The organism is Variovorax sp. LARHSF232 (assembly GCF_052871435.1).
The window spans coordinates 20,912-38,146 of the sequence record NZ_JBIXJS010000012.1 but is presented as its reverse complement, the minus strand read 5'-3'; the positions used below and the strand labels follow the sequence as shown (position 1 = coordinate 38,146).

Here is a 17,235-nt window from a genome sequence, read left to right as displayed (position 1 = left end):
CATAGGGATGCCCTCCTCCAGCCGCGAAGGCGGAATTACCCTCGTGCTGCACGGCCGCATGACCGCCGCCCCGCGTCAGTCCGCGTAAATCCCCGCGGCCTTGATGACGGGCCCGAAGCGCGCCACTTCACTCTGCACGAACTTCTTGTGCTCGGCCGGCTCCACGCGCTTGTCAGCCACCACCACCGCGCCCAGGCCCTCCTGCTTCTTGATGAACTCCGGGTCCTTCAGCGCCACCTTCAGCGCATCGTTGAGCTTCTTGAGCACCGGCGCCGGCGTGCCCTTGGGCGCGTACAGGCCGTGCCAGATGGTCACTTGGAAGTTCTTCAGCCCGGATTCGTCCAGCGTGGGAATGTCCTTCAAGGCCGGCGTGCTCAGCTGCTTGAGCGTGGTCACCGCGTAGGGCTTGACCTTCCTGGCCTCGATCTGGCCCGTGGTGTTGGTGGTCTGGTCGCACAACAGGTCGATCTGCCCGCCGATCAGGTCGGCAATGGCCGGGGCGGTGCCCTTGTAGGGCACGGTGGTCATCTCGGCCTTGAGCTCGCTTTGAAAAAGCAGGCCGCACAGGTGCGACGCCGAGCCGATGCCCGCGTTGCCCAGGTTGACCTTGCCCGCGCTCTTGGCGATCCACTCGCGCAGGTCCTTGAAGTTGTTGGCTTCCAGCTGCGGCTTGCCGATGAGGGTCATGGGCACGTCGTTGATTAGCCCCAAGTACTCGAAGTCGGTTTCGTAGTTGTAGCTGAGCTTGCGGTACAGCACCGGGGTGGTGGCCATGCCCACGTGGGTGACCAGCAGGGTGTAGCCGTCGGGCTTGGCGCGCGCCACCTTGGCGTTGCCGATGGTGCTGCCGGCGCCGGCAGCGTTGTCGATGACGACGCTCACGCCATCCAGCGGCTTGCGCAGCGCCTCGGCCAGGTCGCGGGCCACGCGGTCGGTGGGGCCGCCGGCGGAAAAGGGCACCACGATGGTGATGGGCTTGCCGTCGGGAAAGGTCTGGGCATGCAGGCCCAAGGAAGCGGTGGCTGCTGCAGCAACCAGGACCAGGGATTTGAGTTTTGTTGAAGCGTTCAAGGTGTCACTCCGCAAGGCGGACAGATCGTGGAAAAAGGGAACGAGGAAGGCGGCCGCCGGGCGCACCCGGCGGCCCATGCATCACTACTGCAGCACGCTTTGCGTGACCAGGCCCGTGATGTCGAACAGCAGGTTCACCGGCGAGGGCCCGAAGGACAGCCAGGTGCCGGCCAGCGGCTGCTGCCCCACGCCGGGCTTGGTCCAGTCGCACACGCCTTCAGGGAAGACGGCGGCCAGCCGCGCCCATTGCGCGCCGCTGAAGATCACGCCGTAGTCGGACGGGTTGAGCGGCTTGAGCTGGCACTTGGCGATGTCGTCGGCCAGCGGGCCGCCGGCCGCCATGCGCGGCGTGGTGCCGGCCGGGTAGAAGGTGTTGCAGGCGCCGGGGCCGAACGCGGTCTGCTCTTCCTCATACTTCAGGCCGTTGGCCCAGCAGGCGTCCTTCAGGTCGGCCGGGCGGTCCGCCCTCACCTTCTGCGCCAGCGTGCGGTCCGAGGTGTCGGCCTTCACGGCGCGCAGCCAACGGCCCATGGCATCGAAGGCCTCGGCGCTGCTGGCGCCCTTGGTCCACATCACGTGGTTGCCGATGTCGCCGTTGGCGCGGCGCAGGCGTTCACGCATCGAGAAGGAGTGGATCTTGGTGTGGATGTCGCCGTTCACCACCTGGTCGTTGTAGTCGCGCAAGTCGATGACGGCGGTGGACGCCAGCCCGCCGCCGCCGTCGACGATGCGGCCCGACTGGTAGGCCCGGCGCAGCGCGTCGATGTCGCCCACGGTGCGGGTCGCGGTGCGCTTCATGTCGCGGTCCACGCCGCCCACGCGCTCGTTCAGGTCGAGGAACTTGTCGATGCCGAGCTTGCCCTCGTTGAGCGCGTTCAAGCCGTACTGGATGCCCACGTTGTCGATCGGCCGCAGCGCGAAGCCTTCGGCCGCCGTCTTGCCATAGACGTTGACCGTGTGGTCCCACACCGTGGCGCGCGCGCCGGTCGGGTTGTTGACCGGGTGATAGCGCTGGGCCGCCGGCACGCCCGAGGGGAAGGACACCACCGGGTCGAGGCGCCCGGCGCTGTTGCTCATGTTCGGGATGTTGCCGATCTGCAGGTAGCCCGATATGGCTTGCTTCTCCGCCACCGTGTAGCTCAGCGCGGCGGTCGCCGGGTCGTTGAAGTAGTTGTTCAGCACCCGCGAGTCGTGCAGCTTGAAGATGGTCGACGAGGTGACGTCGGCGAACACCGAACTCACCACCACGCCGTCGAACAGGCCGGGGTAGTTGTCGCTGGTCTGGTGGCTCTGGTAGGAGCCGCCCGAGCCACCGGTGCCGATGGTGTAGTCGGGCACGCCGAAGTTCTCGACGAAGCGCTCCTTGACCATGGCGATGGTCTCGGACGAAAGCTGGTCGTTGCAGTTGGTGCCGAATACGTTGAGCGTGGAGGTGGTCACCGCCAGGCCGCGGCTCTGGTAGGTGGGGTTGATCAGCGTGGCGAAGTCATTGCCCTGCTGGAACCAGCCGCCCTGGCAGCCGCCGCCCAGCGGGTAGATCAGGCCCCCGGTCCAGCCGGCCGGCCTCGACGTGGGCGACGGCGGCGGCTCGTTGAGCACATCGTGCAGGATCGCCGACTGGTAAAGGCCACGGTTGATGGTGCCGCTTTCCAGCCGCACCACGTAGGGCACCGTCTTGCCGTTGACCGTGAGGTAGGCCATGTTGGCCGGGTAGGCGGTGATGCTCTCCGGCACGAAGCGCGTGTTGCCGCCCGAGGTGGTGCGGTAGTAGTAGTCCACCCGCGTCACGACCGAGCACTTGTCGTCGCCGGTCGGCGTGAGCTTCTGGCCGCCCATGCGGGTGAAGGTCTCGTAGCCGCAGACGAAGGGCTGCTCGTGCGGGCCCGAGATCATGGGTCCGGTGACCGGGTAGGTCGTGAGCACCTGGTGCGCGCGATAGCCGCGGAACTTGGCCACCAGGTCGTTGTCGCCGAGCTTGAGGCCCGTGAGCCTGGCGATCAGCCGGCCGGTGACCGGATGCGCCTGGAACGCATCGGTCACGTCGGTTCCGTTGAGGGTCACCGAGAAGTCCGTGCTGGGCTGGGGCACCAGCTTTTCCAACTCGACCAGGGCGTCGTCGCCCGACACCAGGTGCGGCTTGGAAGACAGCACGCCGATGCGGATCGTCGGCTCGCTGTTGCGCGGCTCGCCCGGCACCGTGGGCTTGGCCGAGGCGGCGGCCCCGGTGGCGCTGCCGGAGCCACCGCCGTCGCTGCCGCCGCCACAGGCAGCCAGGAGCAGCGCGGCGGACAAGGCGCTGAGCCTTGCGGGCAGTTGGCGCGTGCGAAACCTCTTCTGGGCTTGGAACATCGTCTTTGTCTCCTTCATGGGTGTTGGAATGACCGAAGGGCGCGGGGCCCTGCAGGCCAGCGCTCAAAAGCAATGCGCATGCCACGCCGGGCATGGCTTGCAACCCATTGAATTCAAAGGAAACGCGGGACGCGGATCGTGGTTTTCCCGGGCCGATGCGGCTGGAAATCCGGACATGCAACGGTCGCGCTGTCCGGGAAATGGCACGCGCGGTGCCGGCCTGGCGCCGTCAGAGCACGGGGAGCGTGCCGTCAGCCGAGCACGTCATTCACCTGCTCGTTGAACTCCGCCAGGCTCCAAGCCGTTCCCAGCTCCCTGGGCAGCGCATCCCGGACCGAGAACACGCCCAGCACCTTCTTGCCGGCCACCAGCGGCAGGTGCCGAAAGCCTCGCTCCAGCATCAGGCACACGGCGTCCGACACCGGCGTCTCGGGCGGAATGCAGATGGGGTTGGGCGTCATCACGTCGCGCGTCTTGGTGCGCTCCGGGTCCAGCCCCTTGGCCAGCACGCGCGTCATCAGGTCGCGCTCGGTCAGGATGCCCAAGAGGATGTCGGGCGGTTCCATGATCAGGACGCTGCCGCAGTTGGCATGCGTCATCACGCCGGCGGCTTCGCGGATGCTGGCCTGCGGGCCGATGCACAGCACGTGCTTGCGCGAGATGGATTGGAAGACGGTGCGCTCGTCACCGCCGTTGCTGCCGTAGCGGCTGCCGGTTGTCGAGATGGTGATGGCCATGGCATTGCCCCTCTCTTCGAACGACGACGATTTCGAAGCGCGTGATGTTGAAGCAGCCGCCGCCTCAGCGCAAGGCCGCGTTGAGATTTTTCAGCGCGCCGGCGCCCGGGCACAACTCGGCGGGACCCAGGCTGTTGAGCGGCCGGTCGGTGGTGTTCAGGGCCGTGTGCAGGTCGGTGGCCAGCGGATCCACGTACAAGAGGCCCGTCAGCACCTCGCCCATCTCCTGGTGTTTCTGCATGTACGCCATGGCGGCGTAGCGGTCGCCAGGGTTGTAGTCGGGGTGCAGGCTGCGCAGGCGCAGCAGGGTGCCGTCGTGCTGGCGCACGTCCATCACCTCGCCGGGGCCGATGTCGGCGGTGATCTCGTCCTTGCTGCTGATGAAGTCGATGCGGCTCACCGCTTCGTTGTGTTCGCGCACATAGTCGTAACTCTTCGTGCTGCCGGGGTGGTTGTTGAAGGCCACGCAGGGGCTGATGACATCGATGAACGCCGCGCCGCCATGGCTGATGGCGCCCTTGATCAGCGGCACCAGCTGCGCCTTGTTGCCCGAGAATCCGCGCGCCACATAGCTCGCGCCCAATTGCAGCGCCATGGCCACCAGGTCGACGGCGCTGTCGGTGTTGACCACGCCCTTCTTGCTCTTGCTGCCCTGGTCGGCGGTAGCGGAGAACTGGCCCTTGGTCAGGCCATAGACGCCGTTGTTCTCCACGATGTAGGCCATGCGCACGCCGCGCCGCATGGCGTGGGCGAACTGGCCAAGGCCAATGGAGGCCGAATCGCCGTCGCCCGACACGCCCAGGTACAAGAGGTCGCGATTGGCCAGGTTGGCGCCGGTCAGCACACTGGGCATGCGCCCATGCACCGTGTTGAAGCCGTGCGATGCGCCCAGAAAGTAGTCCGGCGTTTTGGAGCTGCAGCCGATGCCCGACAGCTTGGCCACGCGGTGCGGCTCGATGTCCAGCTGCCAGCAGGCCTCGATGATGGCGGCCGAGATGGAGTCGTGCCCGCAGCCGGCGCACAGGGTGGAGATCTTTCCCTCGTAGTCGCGCCGCGTGTAGCCGACCTTGTTGGTCGCCAAGGTGGGGTGGTGCAGACGGGGCTTGGCCAGGTAGGTCATGGGCTCTCCTTCATTTCGCCGACGCGCCGATCATCGGCGGCGGCTCGGCAACAACGTGCTCGGGCCCGGCCTTGCCGCGCGCCTTCTCGCTGATGGCCTTGGCGATGAAGCGCGCGGTGATCGGCGTGCCGTCGTAATGCAGCACCGGCACCAGCCGTTCGGGCGCGATGCCCAGCTCGTTGACCAGCAGGCTGCGCATCTGCGCGTCGCGGTTCTGTTCCACCACGAACACTTGGCCATGCGTTTCCAGAAACTTCGCCACGCTGTCGCCAAAGGGAAAGGCGCACAGGCGCAGCGCGTCGAGGTGCACGCCCTCCTCTTCTTCCAGCACGGCCAGGGCTTCCCGCATGGCCGGGCTGGTCGATCCGAAGTAGATGACGCCCAGCTCGGTCTTGCCTGCGGCCGGCCGCAACACCGGCGCCGGCACCAGCTTGGCGGCGCTGGCAAATTTGCGCAGCAGCCGTTCCATGTTGTAGATGTAGTCGGGCCCGCGCTCCGAGTAGCGGGCATAGGGGTCGCGCGTGGTGCCGCGGGTGAAGTAGCTGCCCTTGCTGGGGTGCGTGCCCGGCAGGGTGCGCCACGGAATGCCGTCGCCGTCCACGTCCTTGTAGCGGCCGAACTCCTTGCCGGCTTCCAGCTCTTGCGCGCTCATCACCTTGCCGCGGTCGTAGGATTTGGCGTCGTCCCAGGCAAAGGGCTTGCACAGGCGCTGGTTCATGCCGATGTCCAGGTCGGTCATGACGAACACCGGCGTCTGCAGGCGATCCGCCAGGTCCAGTGCCGCGGCCGCGTGCTCGAAGCACTCGTGCGGGTCTTCCGGGAACAGCAGCACGTGCTTGGTGTCGCCGTGCGAGGCATAGGCGCAGCTCAGGATGTCGGCCTGCTGTGTGCGCGTGGGCATGCCCGTCGATGGGCCGCCGCGCTGCACGTTGATGATGGTCACGGGGATCTCGGCGAAGTAGGCCAGGCCGATGAACTCGGTCATCAGCGACACGCCAGGGCCGGATGTGGCGGTGAAGGCGCGCGCCCCGTTCCACCCCGCCCCCACCACCATGCCGATGGAGGCGATTTCGTCTTCCGCCTGCACGATGGCGTAGCGCGCCTGGCCGGTGGCCGGGTCGGTGCGGAACTTGGCGCAGTAGCGCTGAAAGGCCTCGGCCACCGAGGACGAGGGCGTGATCGGATACCAGGCTGCCACCGTGGCGCCGCCGTAGACGCAGCCCAGCGCGGCGGCGCTGTTGCCGTCCACGAAGATCTGGTCGCCCACCCGGTCGGCGCGCCGCACCTTGAGGCCGATGGGCTCGCGCAGGTTCTCGCGCACGAAGTCCAGCCCCAAGTGCAGCGCCCGCACGTTCGAATCGAGCAGTTTCTCCTTGCCCTTGTACTGTTCGCCGAAGAGCTTCTCGATCACCTCGGGCTCGATGCCCAGCAGCACCGCCAGCGCGCCGACGTAGACGATGTTCTTGAACAGCTGCCGCTGGCGCGGGTCTTGATAAACCGCGTTGCAGATCTCGGTGAGCGGCATGCCGATCACGCGGATGTCCTCGCGGAACTTCGAGGGCGGCAGCGGCCGGGTGCTGTCGTAGAACAGGTAGCCGCCGCTTTCCAGCTCGGCCACGTCCGCGTCCCAGGTCTGCGGGTTCATCGCCACCATCATGTCGGTGCCGCCGCGCCGGCCCAGGTGGCCCTCTTCGTTGACGCGCACCTCGTACCAGGTGGGCAGGCCCTGGATGTTGCTGGGGAAGATGTTGCGCGGGCTCACCGGCACGCCCATGCGCAGGATGGCCTTGGCAAAGAGCTCGTTGGCCGATGCGGAGCCCGAGCCGTTGACGTTGGCGAACTTGATGACGAAGTCGTTGGTGGCTTGAATCTGTTTCATCACGCGGCCACCTCCTGCGGCACGGCGGAACGGCAGGCCGGCCCGGCCGGCGTGATCTCCAGCAAGAACTTCTGCATGTCCCAGGCGCCCGTGGGGCAGCGCTCGGCGCACAGGCCGCAGTGCAGGCAGACGTCTTCGTCCTTCACCATCACGCGGCCAGTCTTCAGGCCACCGGACACGTACAGGTCTTGCGCCAGGTTGAGGGCGGGTGCCTTCAGCCGCGTTCGAAGCTCCCGCTCTTCGCCGTTGCTGGTGAAGCTGATGCAGTCCATCGGGCAGATGTCCACGCAGGCGTCGCATTCGATGCAGGCGCTTTCGGTGAACACGGTCTGCACGTCGCAGTTGAGGCAGCGCTGCGCCTCCTTGAAGGCGGTGGCGGCATCGAAGCCCAGTTCCACCTCCACCTTGATGCTGGCCAGCGCCTTCTCGGCCTTGGCCCAGGGCACCTTGAAGCGCAGGTCGTTCGAGGTGTCGTTGTCGTAGCTCCACTCGTGGATGCCCATCTTCTGCGAGACCAGGTTGGTCATGGGCGGCGGGCGCTCGCGGACGGGCTCGTCGTGCAGCAGCTTGTCGATGGAGACGGCCGCATCGTGCCCATGCGCCACCGCCCAGATGATGTTCTTGGGGCCGAAGGCCGCATCGCCGCCGAAGAAGACGTGCGGCACGGTGGATTGGAACGTGACCTTGTCCAGCTTGGGCAGCCCCCATTCGTCGAACACGATGCCGCAGTCGCGCTCGATCCAGGGGAAGGCGTTCTCCTGCCCCACCGCCACCAGCACGTCGTCGCATTCGAAGTAGGGATCGGGCTCGCCGGTGGGCACCAGCCGGCGCCGGCCCTTGTCGTCGTACTCGGCCTTGACGATCTCGAACGTCATGCCCACCAGCTTGCCGTCCTTGTGGACAAAGGCCTTGGGCACATGGAAGTTGATGATGGGAATGCCCTCGTGCGCCGCGTCTTCCTTCTCCCAGGGCGAGGCCTTCATCTCGTCGAAGCCGCTGCGCACGATCACCTTCACGTCGCTGCCGCCCAGGCGGCGGGCGGAACGGCAGCAATCCATGGCGGTGTTGCCGCCGCCCAGCACGATCACGCGCTTGCCGATGGTCGTGACATGGCCAAAGGACACCGAGGCCAGCCAGTCGATGCCGATGTGGATGTTCGCCGCCGCCTCCATGCGGCCGGGCAGGTCGAGGTCGCGACCGCGCGGCGCGCCGCAGCCGACGAAGATGGCGTCCCAGTCCTCGTCCATCAGGGCCTTCATCGACGCGATGGCCTGGCCGCCGCGAAACGCCACGCCCAGGTCGAGGATGTAGCCGCACTCCTCGTCAATCACCGACTCGGGCAGTCGAAAGCGCGGGATCTGCGTGCGGATGAAGCCGCCGGCCTTGGCCTCGCCGTCGAACACCGTCACCTCATAGCCCAGCGGCGCCAGGTCGCGCGCCACGGTGAGCGATGCCGGCCCGGCGCCGATGCAGGCAATGCGCTTGCCGTTTGGCGGTGCGACGGTGGGCATGCGCGATCGCACGTCCTCCTTCATGTCGGCCGCCACCCGCTTCAGGCGGCAGATGGCCACCGGCTCCGGATCCTGCGCATTGCTTTCTTCCACCCGGCCCCGGCGACAAGCGGGCTCGCAGGGCCGGTCGCAGGTGCGGCCCAGGATGCCGGGGAAGACGTTCGACACCCAGTTGACCATGTAGGCATCGCCGTAGCGGCGCTGCGCGATCAAGCGTATGTATTCGGGGACGGGGGTGTGCGCCGGACAGGCGTATTGGCAATCGACGACCTTGTGAAAGTAGGCCGGGTTCGCAATATTCGTACGCAGCAAAGTGGTCTCCTGGCTGCCGCCCGCGGCTCCCGGGGGAGAAGCCGGTGCGGGTCTTTCTGTGTCCGCTCGGTCAGCGGACTGCTGCCAGTATGCGCCGCTACAAAAGGTGACAAGACTTGGTGGATTCCCGCAGCCCCGCCCCACCCACTTCCGATTTGGCACTGTCTTACTGTCTTGTGGCCTCGGGATAATCGCCGCCGCGAGCACCAGACCACCCATGACAAAAATTCTTCTCTTGAGCGTCAGCGCCGGCCACGGCCACGTGCGCGCGGCCCAGGCCCTGGAGGCCACCGTCCGGCAGCACCATCCGGATTGCAGCGCGGTGCACATCGATGCCATGGCGCACGTGGCGGCGGGCTTTCGCAAGATCTACGCGGACGGCTATATCCGGCTCATCAACCGCGCGCCGGAACTCTGGTCCTACCTGCATCAGAAGAGCGACAGCACGCCGCACCACGCGGCTTCGCAACGGCTGCGCCGGGCCATCGAGCGGCTCAGTTCCACGGCGCTGCTGCGCGCCATCCGCCGCGAGCGGCCGGACGCAGTGATCTGCACCCACTTCCTGCCGGCCGAGCTGCTGATGCGCGAGCAACTGAAGGGGCGCCTGGCCTGCCCCGTGTGGCTGCAAGTGACTGACTACGACCTGCACAACATGTGGCTGGTGCCCGGCATGGCCGGCTACCTGGCGGCCACGCCGGAAGTGGCCTTCCGGCTGCAGGCGCGCGGGATGGCGGCCGACCGCATTCACGTCACCGGCATTCCCGTCATGCCCGCCTTCACGGCGCTGGCTGCCGCGCCCGCCCCGCGCCCGGCCTTGTTCGAAGCACTCGGCCTCGACCCAGCGCGCCGCACGGTGCTGATCACGTCCGGCGGCGCGGGCGTGGGCGATCTGCCCAGCATGGTCCGGCGCCTGCTGGCATTGGGCGATGGCTTCCAGGTGATTGCCGTGGCAGGCCGCAATGCGGACGCGCTGGCGACGCTGCAGGCCATGGCGCCGCACCATGCGGGCCGGCTGCGGCCCTTGGGCTTCACCCACGAGATGGAAAAGCTGATGCACGCCGCCGACCTGGTGGTCAGCAAGCCCGGCGGCCTGACGGTCTCCGAGTGCCTGGCGCTGGGCCGGCCCATGCTGCTGATCTCGCCCATTCCGGGCCAGGAGGAGCACAACGCCGGCTTCCTGATGGAGGAAGGCGCGGCCTGGCTGGCCTACGACGCGATCGGCCTCGAGTACAAGATCGGCCAGCTCATGCGCATGCCCGCCAAGCTGGCCGACATGGCCGAGCGCAGCCGCGCACTGGGACGGCCCGATGCGGCCCGCGAGGTGTTGCGCCATGTGCTCGGCGGCGCCGCTGGCGACAAGGTGAACGCATGACCCGGACCGCGGTCTACCTGGCCTGGGTGGCGCTCATGGCCTTTTTCTTTGCAAAGGTCGAAGTGCAGATCGAAGGGGCCGCCGGCTGGGCCACCGCCTTGCCGACCTGGCGCATCGAACAGCACTGGCTGCTCGACATCTTCTGGGGCGGCCGCCCCATGACGGGCTACCACGCCTGGGTGTTTTCCTTCATGGCACTGGCCTTCCTGGCGCCGCTGGCGTTCAACGGCCGCTGGCGCCTGGGCGATGCGCTGCTGGCGCTGGCCGGGCTGTCGCTGTTCTGGGTGGCGGAGGACTTCCTGTGGTTCCTGCTGAACCCCGCCTGGGGCTGGCAGCGCTTCGGTCCCGCGCACATCCCCTGGCACACGCGCTGGCTGGGCGGTGCGCCGGTCGACTACTGGCTGGGCTTGCTCGGCTGCGCCGCGCTGCTGACCTGGCGCCAGCGCCGCGGCGTCTAGGAGCCTGCTCCTAGGGCGCCTCGGTGCTTCGGTCGGGCGACGAGCCGCTGCGCAGCACCCGCAGCTGGCTGCTGTCGAACACTGCGGTGAAGACCATCGGCGAGTTGGGCGGCTGAACCCAGCGCCATTCCCATTCCAGCTCGTTCTTCAGCGGATAGGGCGTGCGGCTGGCCGGCTTGCCCAGCATCTTGCGCAGGTCTTCCGCGCCCATGCCGGGCTGTACCTTGGCAAAGTTGGCCGGCGTCAGCACCTGGCGCAGGGCGGCCATCTTGCCGTCCGGGCCGATGGTGATCATGTAGTTCTTCTGGCCGGCCGGCTGGCGGTTGTATTCGAACACCCGGCCCGCGGACGAGTCCCATACGGCCTCGGGTTCGCCGAAGGTCTTGCGCACATCGGCCTCGGTCGACACACCCTCTTCCAGCTTCTCGATGCGCCGCGAATCGCAGCCCAGCAAGGACAACGCGGCGCCCAGCAATCCACCCGCCATCAGGCACCTCCATCGTGTCGTCGATCGGTTCGTCATGGTCATGCGCCTATTGGATCACCTTGTCGGCGCGGTTCAGAACCGAGCGCGGAATCGCGAAGCCCAGGCGCTTGGCGGTCTTGAGGTTGATGACAAGCTCGAACTTGGTCGGCTGCTCGATCGGCAGGTCGCTCGGCCTGGCCCCCTTGAGGATGCGGTCCACGTAGCGGGCGCCGTCCTTGCCCTCGGTGTCGTAGCCCGGGCCGTAGGCGATCATGCAGCCGTTTTCCGCGTAGTCGCCACGGGCGCAGATGGACGGCAGTCGGTTCTCGACGGCCAGCTCGGCGATCAGCTTCTGGTTGGAGTTGGCGACCGGGTTGAGCGTGACCCACACCGCGGTGCTGCGCGCCTTGAGCGCCTCCTGGAACGCAGCCGCGTAATCCTGAGGACTGCTGGCCACCATCGAATGCAGCTGCAGCCCCAGCTTGCGGGCCGGCTCCTGGCTGGCCTCCCATTGCGGAATGGAGCCTGGCGCCTTCGGATCCCACAGCACCGCCACGTGCACCAGCTTCGGCACGGCCTCCTTGAGCAGCTCGAGCCGCTTGCCGGTCAGCACGGCCGCCACGTTGGTGATGCCGGTGGCGTTGCCGCCCGGCCGCGCCAGGCTTTCCGCCAGACCGGCGCTGATGGGGTCGGTCACGCCCATGAAGACGATGGGCACCGTGGACGTGCTCTTGCGGCCCGCCTGCGCCGCATTGGTGGTGACGGTCACCAGCACGTCGATGTCCTGGGCGACCAATTGCGCTGCCAGTTCCGGCAGGCGCCGCAGGTCCTGGCTCTCGTGCCGGTATTCGACATGGATGTTCTGGCCTTCGACATAACCCAGCTCGCGCAGGCCGCGCCGGAAGGCCTCCAGCCGCGGCGCGTCGGCGCTGGCCGAGACAGCCGCCAGGTAGCCCAGGCGCGGCATCTTGCGCGCCTGCTGGACCTGCGCCGCAATGCCCAATGATGCCGCCGCCATCAGCAGCAGCCCACGCATCACGGCCCAAAGGAACTTGTTGCCGCGCATCGAAGCGCTCCTTGTTGCAGCATCGGCAAAGCGCGAATTTTGCGCCTCCGGCGACCCTTTGCCTGTGCCGCATGCGGCCGGCTGCCCTCGGCCAATCGCACTAGGACAGTGGTCTTCCCATCGCCCGAAGCCCGATGTCCAATTGACAGGCCATGAAGCCGCCGGATTCTTCGCCTGCCTCCCTGTCGGGCGAGCTTGCGCCGACGGCCCAGGATGCGCGCGGCATTCTGCGCGGCCGGCTGTTCCGCAAGTACCTGCTGCTGATCCTCTCGCTGGTGACCTCGGTGCTGCTCGCTTCCAGCGCCATCAGCCTGTATTTTTCCTACCAGGAGAACAAGTCGGCCGTGGCCAGCATGCAGCACGAGAAGGCCGTGGGCGCGGCCTCGCGCATCGAGCAGTACGTGCTGCAGCTGTCGCAGCAACTGGCCTATGCTTCGCTGGCACAGATCGACGCGACCGACCTGGAGTCGCAGCGAACCGAGTTCTGGCGCCTGCTGCGCCAGGCGCCGGAGGTGACCGACATCGCCCAGCTCGACCACGCCGGGCGCGAAGAGATCGCGGTGTCGCGCCTGGGCCTGGACGTGCAGGGCTCGGGAAACGACCGCTCGGCCGAGCCGGCCTTCCGCCATGCGCTGCCGGGCACCACCTGGTACGGCCCCGTGTACTTCAACCGCGACACCGAGCCCTACATGACGGTGGCGATCCGCGCCGAGGGCGCGCAGGCGCCGGTGACGGTGGCCGAGCTCAACCTCAAGTTCATCTGGGACGTGGTCTCGCGCATCCGCATCGGCGAAAAAGGCAAGGCCTACGTGCTGGACGGCAACGGCCTGCTGGTGGCCGACCCGGACATCGGCCTGGTGCTGCGCAAGACCAGCCTGGCCGCCCTGCCCCATGTGCAGGCCGCGCTGGCCGACGACGGGCTGCAAGAGCAGGCCATGGTCTCGCGCAACCTGCGCGGCGCCACCGTGCTCAGCTCGATGGTGCCGATCAAGCCGCTGGGCTGGAAGGTGTTCGTCGAGCAGCCCATCGCCGAGGTCTACGCCAAGCTCAACGCCTCCATCCTGCGCGCCGCCATCCTGCTGCTGGCGGGGCTGGCGATCTCGGCGCTGGCGGCCTCGCTGCTGGCGCGCAGCATGGTGCGGCCGATCCGCACCCTGGCCCGCGGCGCGCAGCGCATCGGCCGGGGCGAGCTCAGCCAGCAGATCGTGGTGGGCACCAACGACGAGCTGGAAGGCTTGGCCGAGCAGTTCAACCGCATGTCGGCGCAGCTGCGCGAGTCCTACGGCGAGCTGGAACGCAAGGTGGAGCTGCGCACCGCCGAGCTGCGCGCCTCGCTCGAGTTCCAGACCGCCACGGCCGACATCCTGCGCGTGCTGAGCCGATCGCCCACCGACCTGCAGCCGGTGTTGCAGGCGGTGGCGGAGCGCGCCGTGCGCCTGTGCCGCGCGCACGGCAGCCGCGTCTGGCTGCCCGATGGCGAGCAGCTGCGCGCCATGACCGGCTACCAGGTGGACGGCGGCGTCGACGCCGGCCGCGACGACGTGCTGGACCAGGCCGGCACCACGGTGGTGGGCCGCGCCTTCGTGGAGCACCGCACCATCCACGTGGAAGACGTCACCCGCTTGCTCGACTCGCGCTACCCCGCCTCGCGCGAGGCGCAGACGCGCCTGGGCTTTCGCACCGTGCTGGCGGTGCCGCTGGTGCGCGAAGGCGCTTCCATCGGCGTCATCAACGTGCTGCGCAAGGACGTGGCGCCGTTTTCGAGTGCCGAGGTCCGGCTGGTGGAGACCTTCGCCGACCAGGCGGTGATTGCCATCCTGAACGCCCGCCTGTTCCGCGAGATCGAGGACAAGAGCCGGCAGCTGGAGGACGCCAACCGCCACAAGTCGGCCTTCCTGGCCAACATGTCGCACGAGCTGCGCACGCCGCTCAACGCCATCATCGGATTTTCCGAAGTGCTGACCGAAGAAATGTTCGGCCCGCTCAACGACAAGCAGATGGAGTACCTGCGCGACATCCATTCTTCCGGCCAGCACCTCTTGACCCTGATCAACGACGTGCTGGATTTGTCGAAGATCGAGGCCGGCCGCATGGAGCTCGAGCTGAGCTGCTTCGACCTGGGCCTCCTGCTGGACAACGCGCTGATGCTGGTGCGCGAGCGGGCCCAGCGCAGCGGCCTTGCGATCTCGCTCGAGGTGGGCGAAGGCCTGGCCGATTGGGTGGCGGACGCGCGCAAGCTCAAGCAGGTGGTGGTGAACCTGCTGTCCAACGCCGTCAAGTTCACTCCGGCCGGCGGCAGCGTGCGCGTGACGGCACGGCGCATCGATCAGGACGGGCGGACGCTGGCCGAGCTGCACGTGAGCGACACCGGCGTTGGCATCCCGCCCGAGGACCAGGCGCTGGTGTTCGAGGAATTCCGCCAGGCCGGCGGCGACTACCTGCGCAAGGCGGAAGGCACCGGCCTGGGCCTGGCGCTGGCCAGGCGCTTTGTCGAGCTGCATGGCGGCAGCATCCGCGTCGACAGCCGCCCGGGCGAAGGCACCACCTTCACCCTGTCGCTACCGCTGCAGACCCTGGAGGCGGTGATATGAGCGCCGCGCCGAGCCGCCCCAAGCAAGCTCGCGCCCCGTCGGGGGCAGCGCAGCACACGAAGTGGCAAGCGTGGGGGTAAACATATGAGCAAGATTCTGATCGTCGAAGACAACGAGAAGAACATGAAGCTGGTGCGCGACGTGCTCCAGCACCACGGCCACGCCACGCTGGAAGCCCGCACCGGGGAACAGGGCGTGCAGCTGGCCATCGCGCAGCGGCCCGACCTGATCCTGATGGACATCCAGCTGCAGGCCATGGACGGCATCGCCGCCCTGCGGGCCATTCGCGAACATGCGGCGCTGGACGCGGTGCCGGTGATTGCCGTGTCGGCCTCGGTCATGCCCGAGGACCAGCGCCACATCGGCAGCTCCGGCTTCGATGCCTACCTGACCAAGCCGATCTCGCTGCGGCCTTTCCTGGCCGTGGTCGAGCGCCTGCTGAAGGAGGGCCGCGCGCCATGACGAGTGAACACATCCTGGTGGTGGACGACGTGGCCAAGAACGTGCGGCTGCTGGCCGACGTGCTGGGCGCGCGGGGTTATCACACCAGCACCGCGGCATCGGGCGCCGAGGCCTTGGCCTGCATCGCCGCCGACCGTCCCGACCTGGTGCTGCTGGACGTGATGATGCCTGGCATGAACGGCTACGAGGTCTGCCGCGCGATCCGCGCCGACCCGGCCTGCGCCGTGCTGCCGGTGGTGCTGGTGACCGCGCTCGACCCGGAGCAGGAACGCATCAAGGGCCTGGAGGCCGGCGCCGACGACTTCTTGAGCAAGCCCATCCACCAGGCCGAACTGATGGCGCGCGTGCGCTCGCTGCTGCGCGTGAAGTCGCTCTACGACGAGGTGCAGCGCCAGCGCGCCGAGCTGCAGGCATGGAACATCACGCTGGAGCAGCGCGTGGCCGACAGCGTGCAGCAGTTGGAGCGCGTGGGCCAGCTCAAGCGCTTTTTTTCGCCACAGCTGGCCGAGGCGATCCTGGCCGGCGGCGCCGACGATCCGCTCAAAAGCCACCGGCGCGAGATCACCGTCGTCTTTCTCGATCTGCGCGGCTTCACCGCCTTCACCGAAACCGCCGACCCGGAAGAAGTGATGGGCGTGCTGGCCCAGTACCACGCCGCCATGGGCCAACTGGTGCTGCAGCATGAAGGCACGCTGGAGCGCTTCTCCGGCGACGGCATGATGATTTTCTTCAACGACCCGCAGCCGATCGCCGACGCACCGGCGCGGGCGCTGCGCATGGCGGCGCAGATGCAGGCGCAGATGGCCGCCCTCAGTGGGCAATGGCGCCGCCGCGGCTACGACCTGCACATGGGCATCGGCATCGCGCAGGGCTTTGCCACCCTGGGCGGCATCGGCTTTGCGGGGCGCATCGACTACGGCGCCATCGGCACCGTCACCAACCTGGCGGCGCGGCTGTGCGGCGAGGCGGCGGGCGGCCAGATCCTGATCTCGCAGCGCGTGCGCGCCGCGCTGCAGGACATGGGCGAGGACGGCGGCTGGGTGATCGAGCCGGCGGGCGAGCTGGAGCTGAAGGGCTTTGCGCGCAAGGTGCCGGCCTGGCGGGCGAGCGCTGGCGCTTGAGGTTCGGGATATTCGACGGCGCGCAATCCTTCACATCGTTGCATTGCTTTCCTACTCGACTTTGAGGAAAACGCGCGCGCATCCGCCCGCCTCTGCGGGATAACTTGGATGCGTCGACTCACATCCTGGTTCATTCAATGCGCGCAATTCGCTCCACCTGTTTCGCTATCGCTGTGCCACTCACGCTTGTCGCCTGCGGCTCCTCCGGGCCTCGTTACGTCAAACAGGGAATCAGCGAGGAAGATGCGCAGACGGCCATGTCTGAATGCGAATACCAGATCCGACTGAACAAGACACCCAAGGCGGAGCAGGACGAACTTCGCAATTTGTGCATGCAAGGAAAAGGCTTCCGGGCCGGTAAGTGATGCAGTGCGCTGCGAGCCTTCACAGGGCCTCGCTCTTCAACTTGCGCAGTTGCTCCTCTGCATGGTCGAGCTCCTTGCGCAGTTCCCGGATTTCTTGCTCCAACCTCTCGATGCTCGCTGCGCGGCTCTCCTCCGGGGCGAGCGCCTCGCAACGCGCTTGCAACGCGGCCAACGCCTCAGCAAGTTGCCGGCGGCGCAGCATTTGGCCTTTGGAGCGGGCCAAGTCCATGTCCCGCTCGATAGCGGCTATTTGGGCCTTGCATTCAGCGTTGTCCACCTGGCCCGCGGGCTGTGCGATGGCGGGAGTCGCCAGAGCCAGCGCGATGGCCAAAAAGCAAGGGTTCACGCGCATATA

The 17,235-nt window shown here is 67.6% G+C and carries 15 protein-coding genes; 6 read left to right on the top strand and 9 right to left on the bottom strand.

The window, feature by feature from the left end:
• Positions 1-75: 75 nt before the first annotated feature.
• The 6 genes from ACIPRI_RS23415 to ACIPRI_RS23390 all read right to left on the bottom strand — a co-directional run bounded on the left by ACIPRI_RS23415 (position 76) and on the right by ACIPRI_RS23390 (position 8,979).
• A complete protein-coding gene (locus ACIPRI_RS23415) occupies positions 76-1,071 on the bottom strand; it encodes a tripartite tricarboxylate transporter substrate-binding protein (protein WP_446623897.1) in 996 nt (331 codons plus the stop codon).
• Between the two features lie 84 nt (positions 1,072-1,155).
• Positions 1,156-3,420 carry a DUF6351 family protein gene (locus ACIPRI_RS23410; protein ID WP_446623896.1) on the bottom strand — a complete coding sequence of 755 codons (2,265 nt, stop codon included), beginning with the start codon at positions 3,418-3,420 and terminating at the stop codon, positions 1,156-1,158.
• Between the two features lie 251 nt (positions 3,421-3,671).
• Positions 3,672-4,157 carry a CBS domain-containing protein gene (locus tag ACIPRI_RS23405; protein WP_446623895.1) on the bottom strand — a complete coding sequence of 162 codons (486 nt, stop codon included), beginning with the start codon at positions 4,155-4,157 and terminating at the stop codon, positions 3,672-3,674.
• 64 nt (positions 4,158-4,221) lie between these two features.
• A complete protein-coding gene (locus ACIPRI_RS23400; RefSeq protein WP_446623894.1) occupies positions 4,222-5,277 on the bottom strand; it encodes a 2-oxoacid:ferredoxin oxidoreductase subunit beta in 1,056 nt (351 codons plus the stop codon).
• Positions 5,278-5,287: 10 nt separating this feature from the next.
• The gene (locus ACIPRI_RS23395; protein WP_446623893.1) at positions 5,288-7,156 is read right to left on the bottom strand and encodes a 2-oxoacid:acceptor oxidoreductase subunit alpha; all 1,869 of its coding nucleotides are present in this window, start codon (positions 7,154-7,156) and stop codon (positions 5,288-5,290) included.
• Positions 7,156-8,979, bottom strand: a complete 1,824-nt coding sequence (locus tag ACIPRI_RS23390) for an FAD-dependent oxidoreductase (protein ID WP_446623892.1) — start codon at positions 8,977-8,979, stop codon at positions 7,156-7,158. Before ACIPRI_RS23390 ends, ACIPRI_RS23395 begins: the two co-directional genes overlap by 1 nt.
• A gap of 217 nt (positions 8,980-9,196) precedes the next feature.
• On the opposite strand from ACIPRI_RS23390, the gene ACIPRI_RS23385 reads away from it, so the two are divergent.
• Positions 9,197-10,351 carry an MGDG synthase family glycosyltransferase gene (locus tag ACIPRI_RS23385; protein WP_446623891.1) on the top strand — a complete coding sequence of 385 codons (1,155 nt, stop codon included), beginning with the start codon at positions 9,197-9,199 and terminating at the stop codon, positions 10,349-10,351.
• Positions 10,348-10,809, top strand: a complete 462-nt coding sequence (locus tag ACIPRI_RS23380) for a hypothetical protein (RefSeq protein ID WP_446623890.1) — start codon at positions 10,348-10,350, stop codon at positions 10,807-10,809. Before ACIPRI_RS23385 ends, ACIPRI_RS23380 begins: the two co-directional genes overlap by 4 nt.
• A 10-nt stretch (positions 10,810-10,819) precedes the next feature.
• Here the strand turns inward: ACIPRI_RS23380 and ACIPRI_RS23375 are convergent, their stop codons facing one another.
• Both ACIPRI_RS23375 and ACIPRI_RS23370 read right to left on the bottom strand, forming a co-directional pair.
• Positions 10,820-11,296: an outer membrane protein assembly factor BamE gene (locus tag ACIPRI_RS23375; protein ID WP_446623889.1), complete on the bottom strand. Its 477-nt coding sequence runs from the start codon at positions 11,294-11,296 to the stop codon at positions 10,820-10,822.
• 46 nt (positions 11,297-11,342) lie between these two features.
• Positions 11,343-12,341 (bottom strand): ABC transporter substrate-binding protein, encoded by a 999-nt coding sequence (locus ACIPRI_RS23370; protein ID WP_446623888.1) that lies wholly within the window; start codon positions 12,339-12,341, stop codon positions 11,343-11,345.
• A gap of 152 nt (positions 12,342-12,493) precedes the next feature.
• Between ACIPRI_RS23370 and ACIPRI_RS23365 the strand changes: the two genes are divergently transcribed.
• The 4 genes from ACIPRI_RS23365 (at position 12,494) to ACIPRI_RS23350 (ending at position 16,880) form a co-directional block, all read left to right on the top strand.
• Complete coding sequence (locus tag ACIPRI_RS23365; RefSeq protein WP_446623887.1) at positions 12,494-14,932, top strand: ATP-binding protein; 2,439 nt, start codon at positions 12,494-12,496, stop codon at positions 14,930-14,932.
• 84 nt (positions 14,933-15,016) lie between these two features.
• Positions 15,017-15,394, top strand: a complete 378-nt coding sequence (locus ACIPRI_RS23360; protein ID WP_446623886.1) for a response regulator — start codon at positions 15,017-15,019, stop codon at positions 15,392-15,394.
• Entirely contained in the window at positions 15,391-16,515 is a 1,125-nt protein-coding gene (locus ACIPRI_RS23355) for a response regulator (protein WP_446623885.1), read from the top strand. Before ACIPRI_RS23360 ends, ACIPRI_RS23355 begins: the two co-directional genes overlap by 4 nt.
• 137 nt (positions 16,516-16,652) lie before the next feature.
• Entirely contained in the window at positions 16,653-16,880 is a 228-nt protein-coding gene (locus tag ACIPRI_RS23350) for a hypothetical protein (RefSeq protein ID WP_446623884.1), read from the top strand.
• Positions 16,881-16,899: 19 nt separating this feature from the next.
• Here the strand turns inward: ACIPRI_RS23350 and ACIPRI_RS23345 are convergent, their stop codons facing one another.
• Complete coding sequence (locus ACIPRI_RS23345; RefSeq protein ID WP_446623883.1) at positions 16,900-17,232, bottom strand: DUF1090 family protein; 333 nt, start codon at positions 17,230-17,232, stop codon at positions 16,900-16,902.
• Between the last annotated feature and the right edge of the window lie 3 nt (positions 17,233-17,235).

Coding starts and splice junctions, on each gene's coding strand:
- ACIPRI_RS23410 (WP_446623896.1), bottom strand. CDS start 3,420: ATGTTCCAAGCCCAGAAGAGGTTTCGCACGCGCCAACTGCCCGCAAGG.
- ACIPRI_RS23405 (WP_446623895.1), bottom strand. CDS start 4,157: ATGGCCATCACCATCTCGACAACCGGCAGCCGCTACGGCAGCAACGGC.
- ACIPRI_RS23400 (WP_446623894.1), bottom strand. CDS start 5,277: ATGACCTACCTGGCCAAGCCCCGTCTGCACCACCCCACCTTGGCGACC.
- ACIPRI_RS23395 (WP_446623893.1), bottom strand. CDS start 7,156: ATGAAACAGATTCAAGCCACCAACGACTTCGTCATCAAGTTCGCCAAC.
- ACIPRI_RS23385 (WP_446623891.1), top strand. CDS start 9,197: ATGACAAAAATTCTTCTCTTGAGCGTCAGCGCCGGCCACGGCCACGTG.
- ACIPRI_RS23380 (WP_446623890.1), top strand. CDS start 10,348: ATGACCCGGACCGCGGTCTACCTGGCCTGGGTGGCGCTCATGGCCTTT.
- ACIPRI_RS23375 (WP_446623889.1), bottom strand. CDS start 11,296: ATGGCGGGTGGATTGCTGGGCGCCGCGTTGTCCTTGCTGGGCTGCGAT.
- ACIPRI_RS23370 (WP_446623888.1), bottom strand. CDS start 12,341: ATGCGCGGCAACAAGTTCCTTTGGGCCGTGATGCGTGGGCTGCTGCTG.
- ACIPRI_RS23365 (WP_446623887.1), top strand. CDS start 12,494: ATGAAGCCGCCGGATTCTTCGCCTGCCTCCCTGTCGGGCGAGCTTGCG.
- ACIPRI_RS23360 (WP_446623886.1), top strand. CDS start 15,017: ATGAGCAAGATTCTGATCGTCGAAGACAACGAGAAGAACATGAAGCTG.
- ACIPRI_RS23355 (WP_446623885.1), top strand. CDS start 15,391: ATGACGAGTGAACACATCCTGGTGGTGGACGACGTGGCCAAGAACGTG.
- ACIPRI_RS23350 (WP_446623884.1), top strand. CDS start 16,653: ATGCGCGCAATTCGCTCCACCTGTTTCGCTATCGCTGTGCCACTCACG.
- ACIPRI_RS23345 (WP_446623883.1), bottom strand. CDS start 17,232: ATGCGCGTGAACCCTTGCTTTTTGGCCATCGCGCTGGCTCTGGCGACT.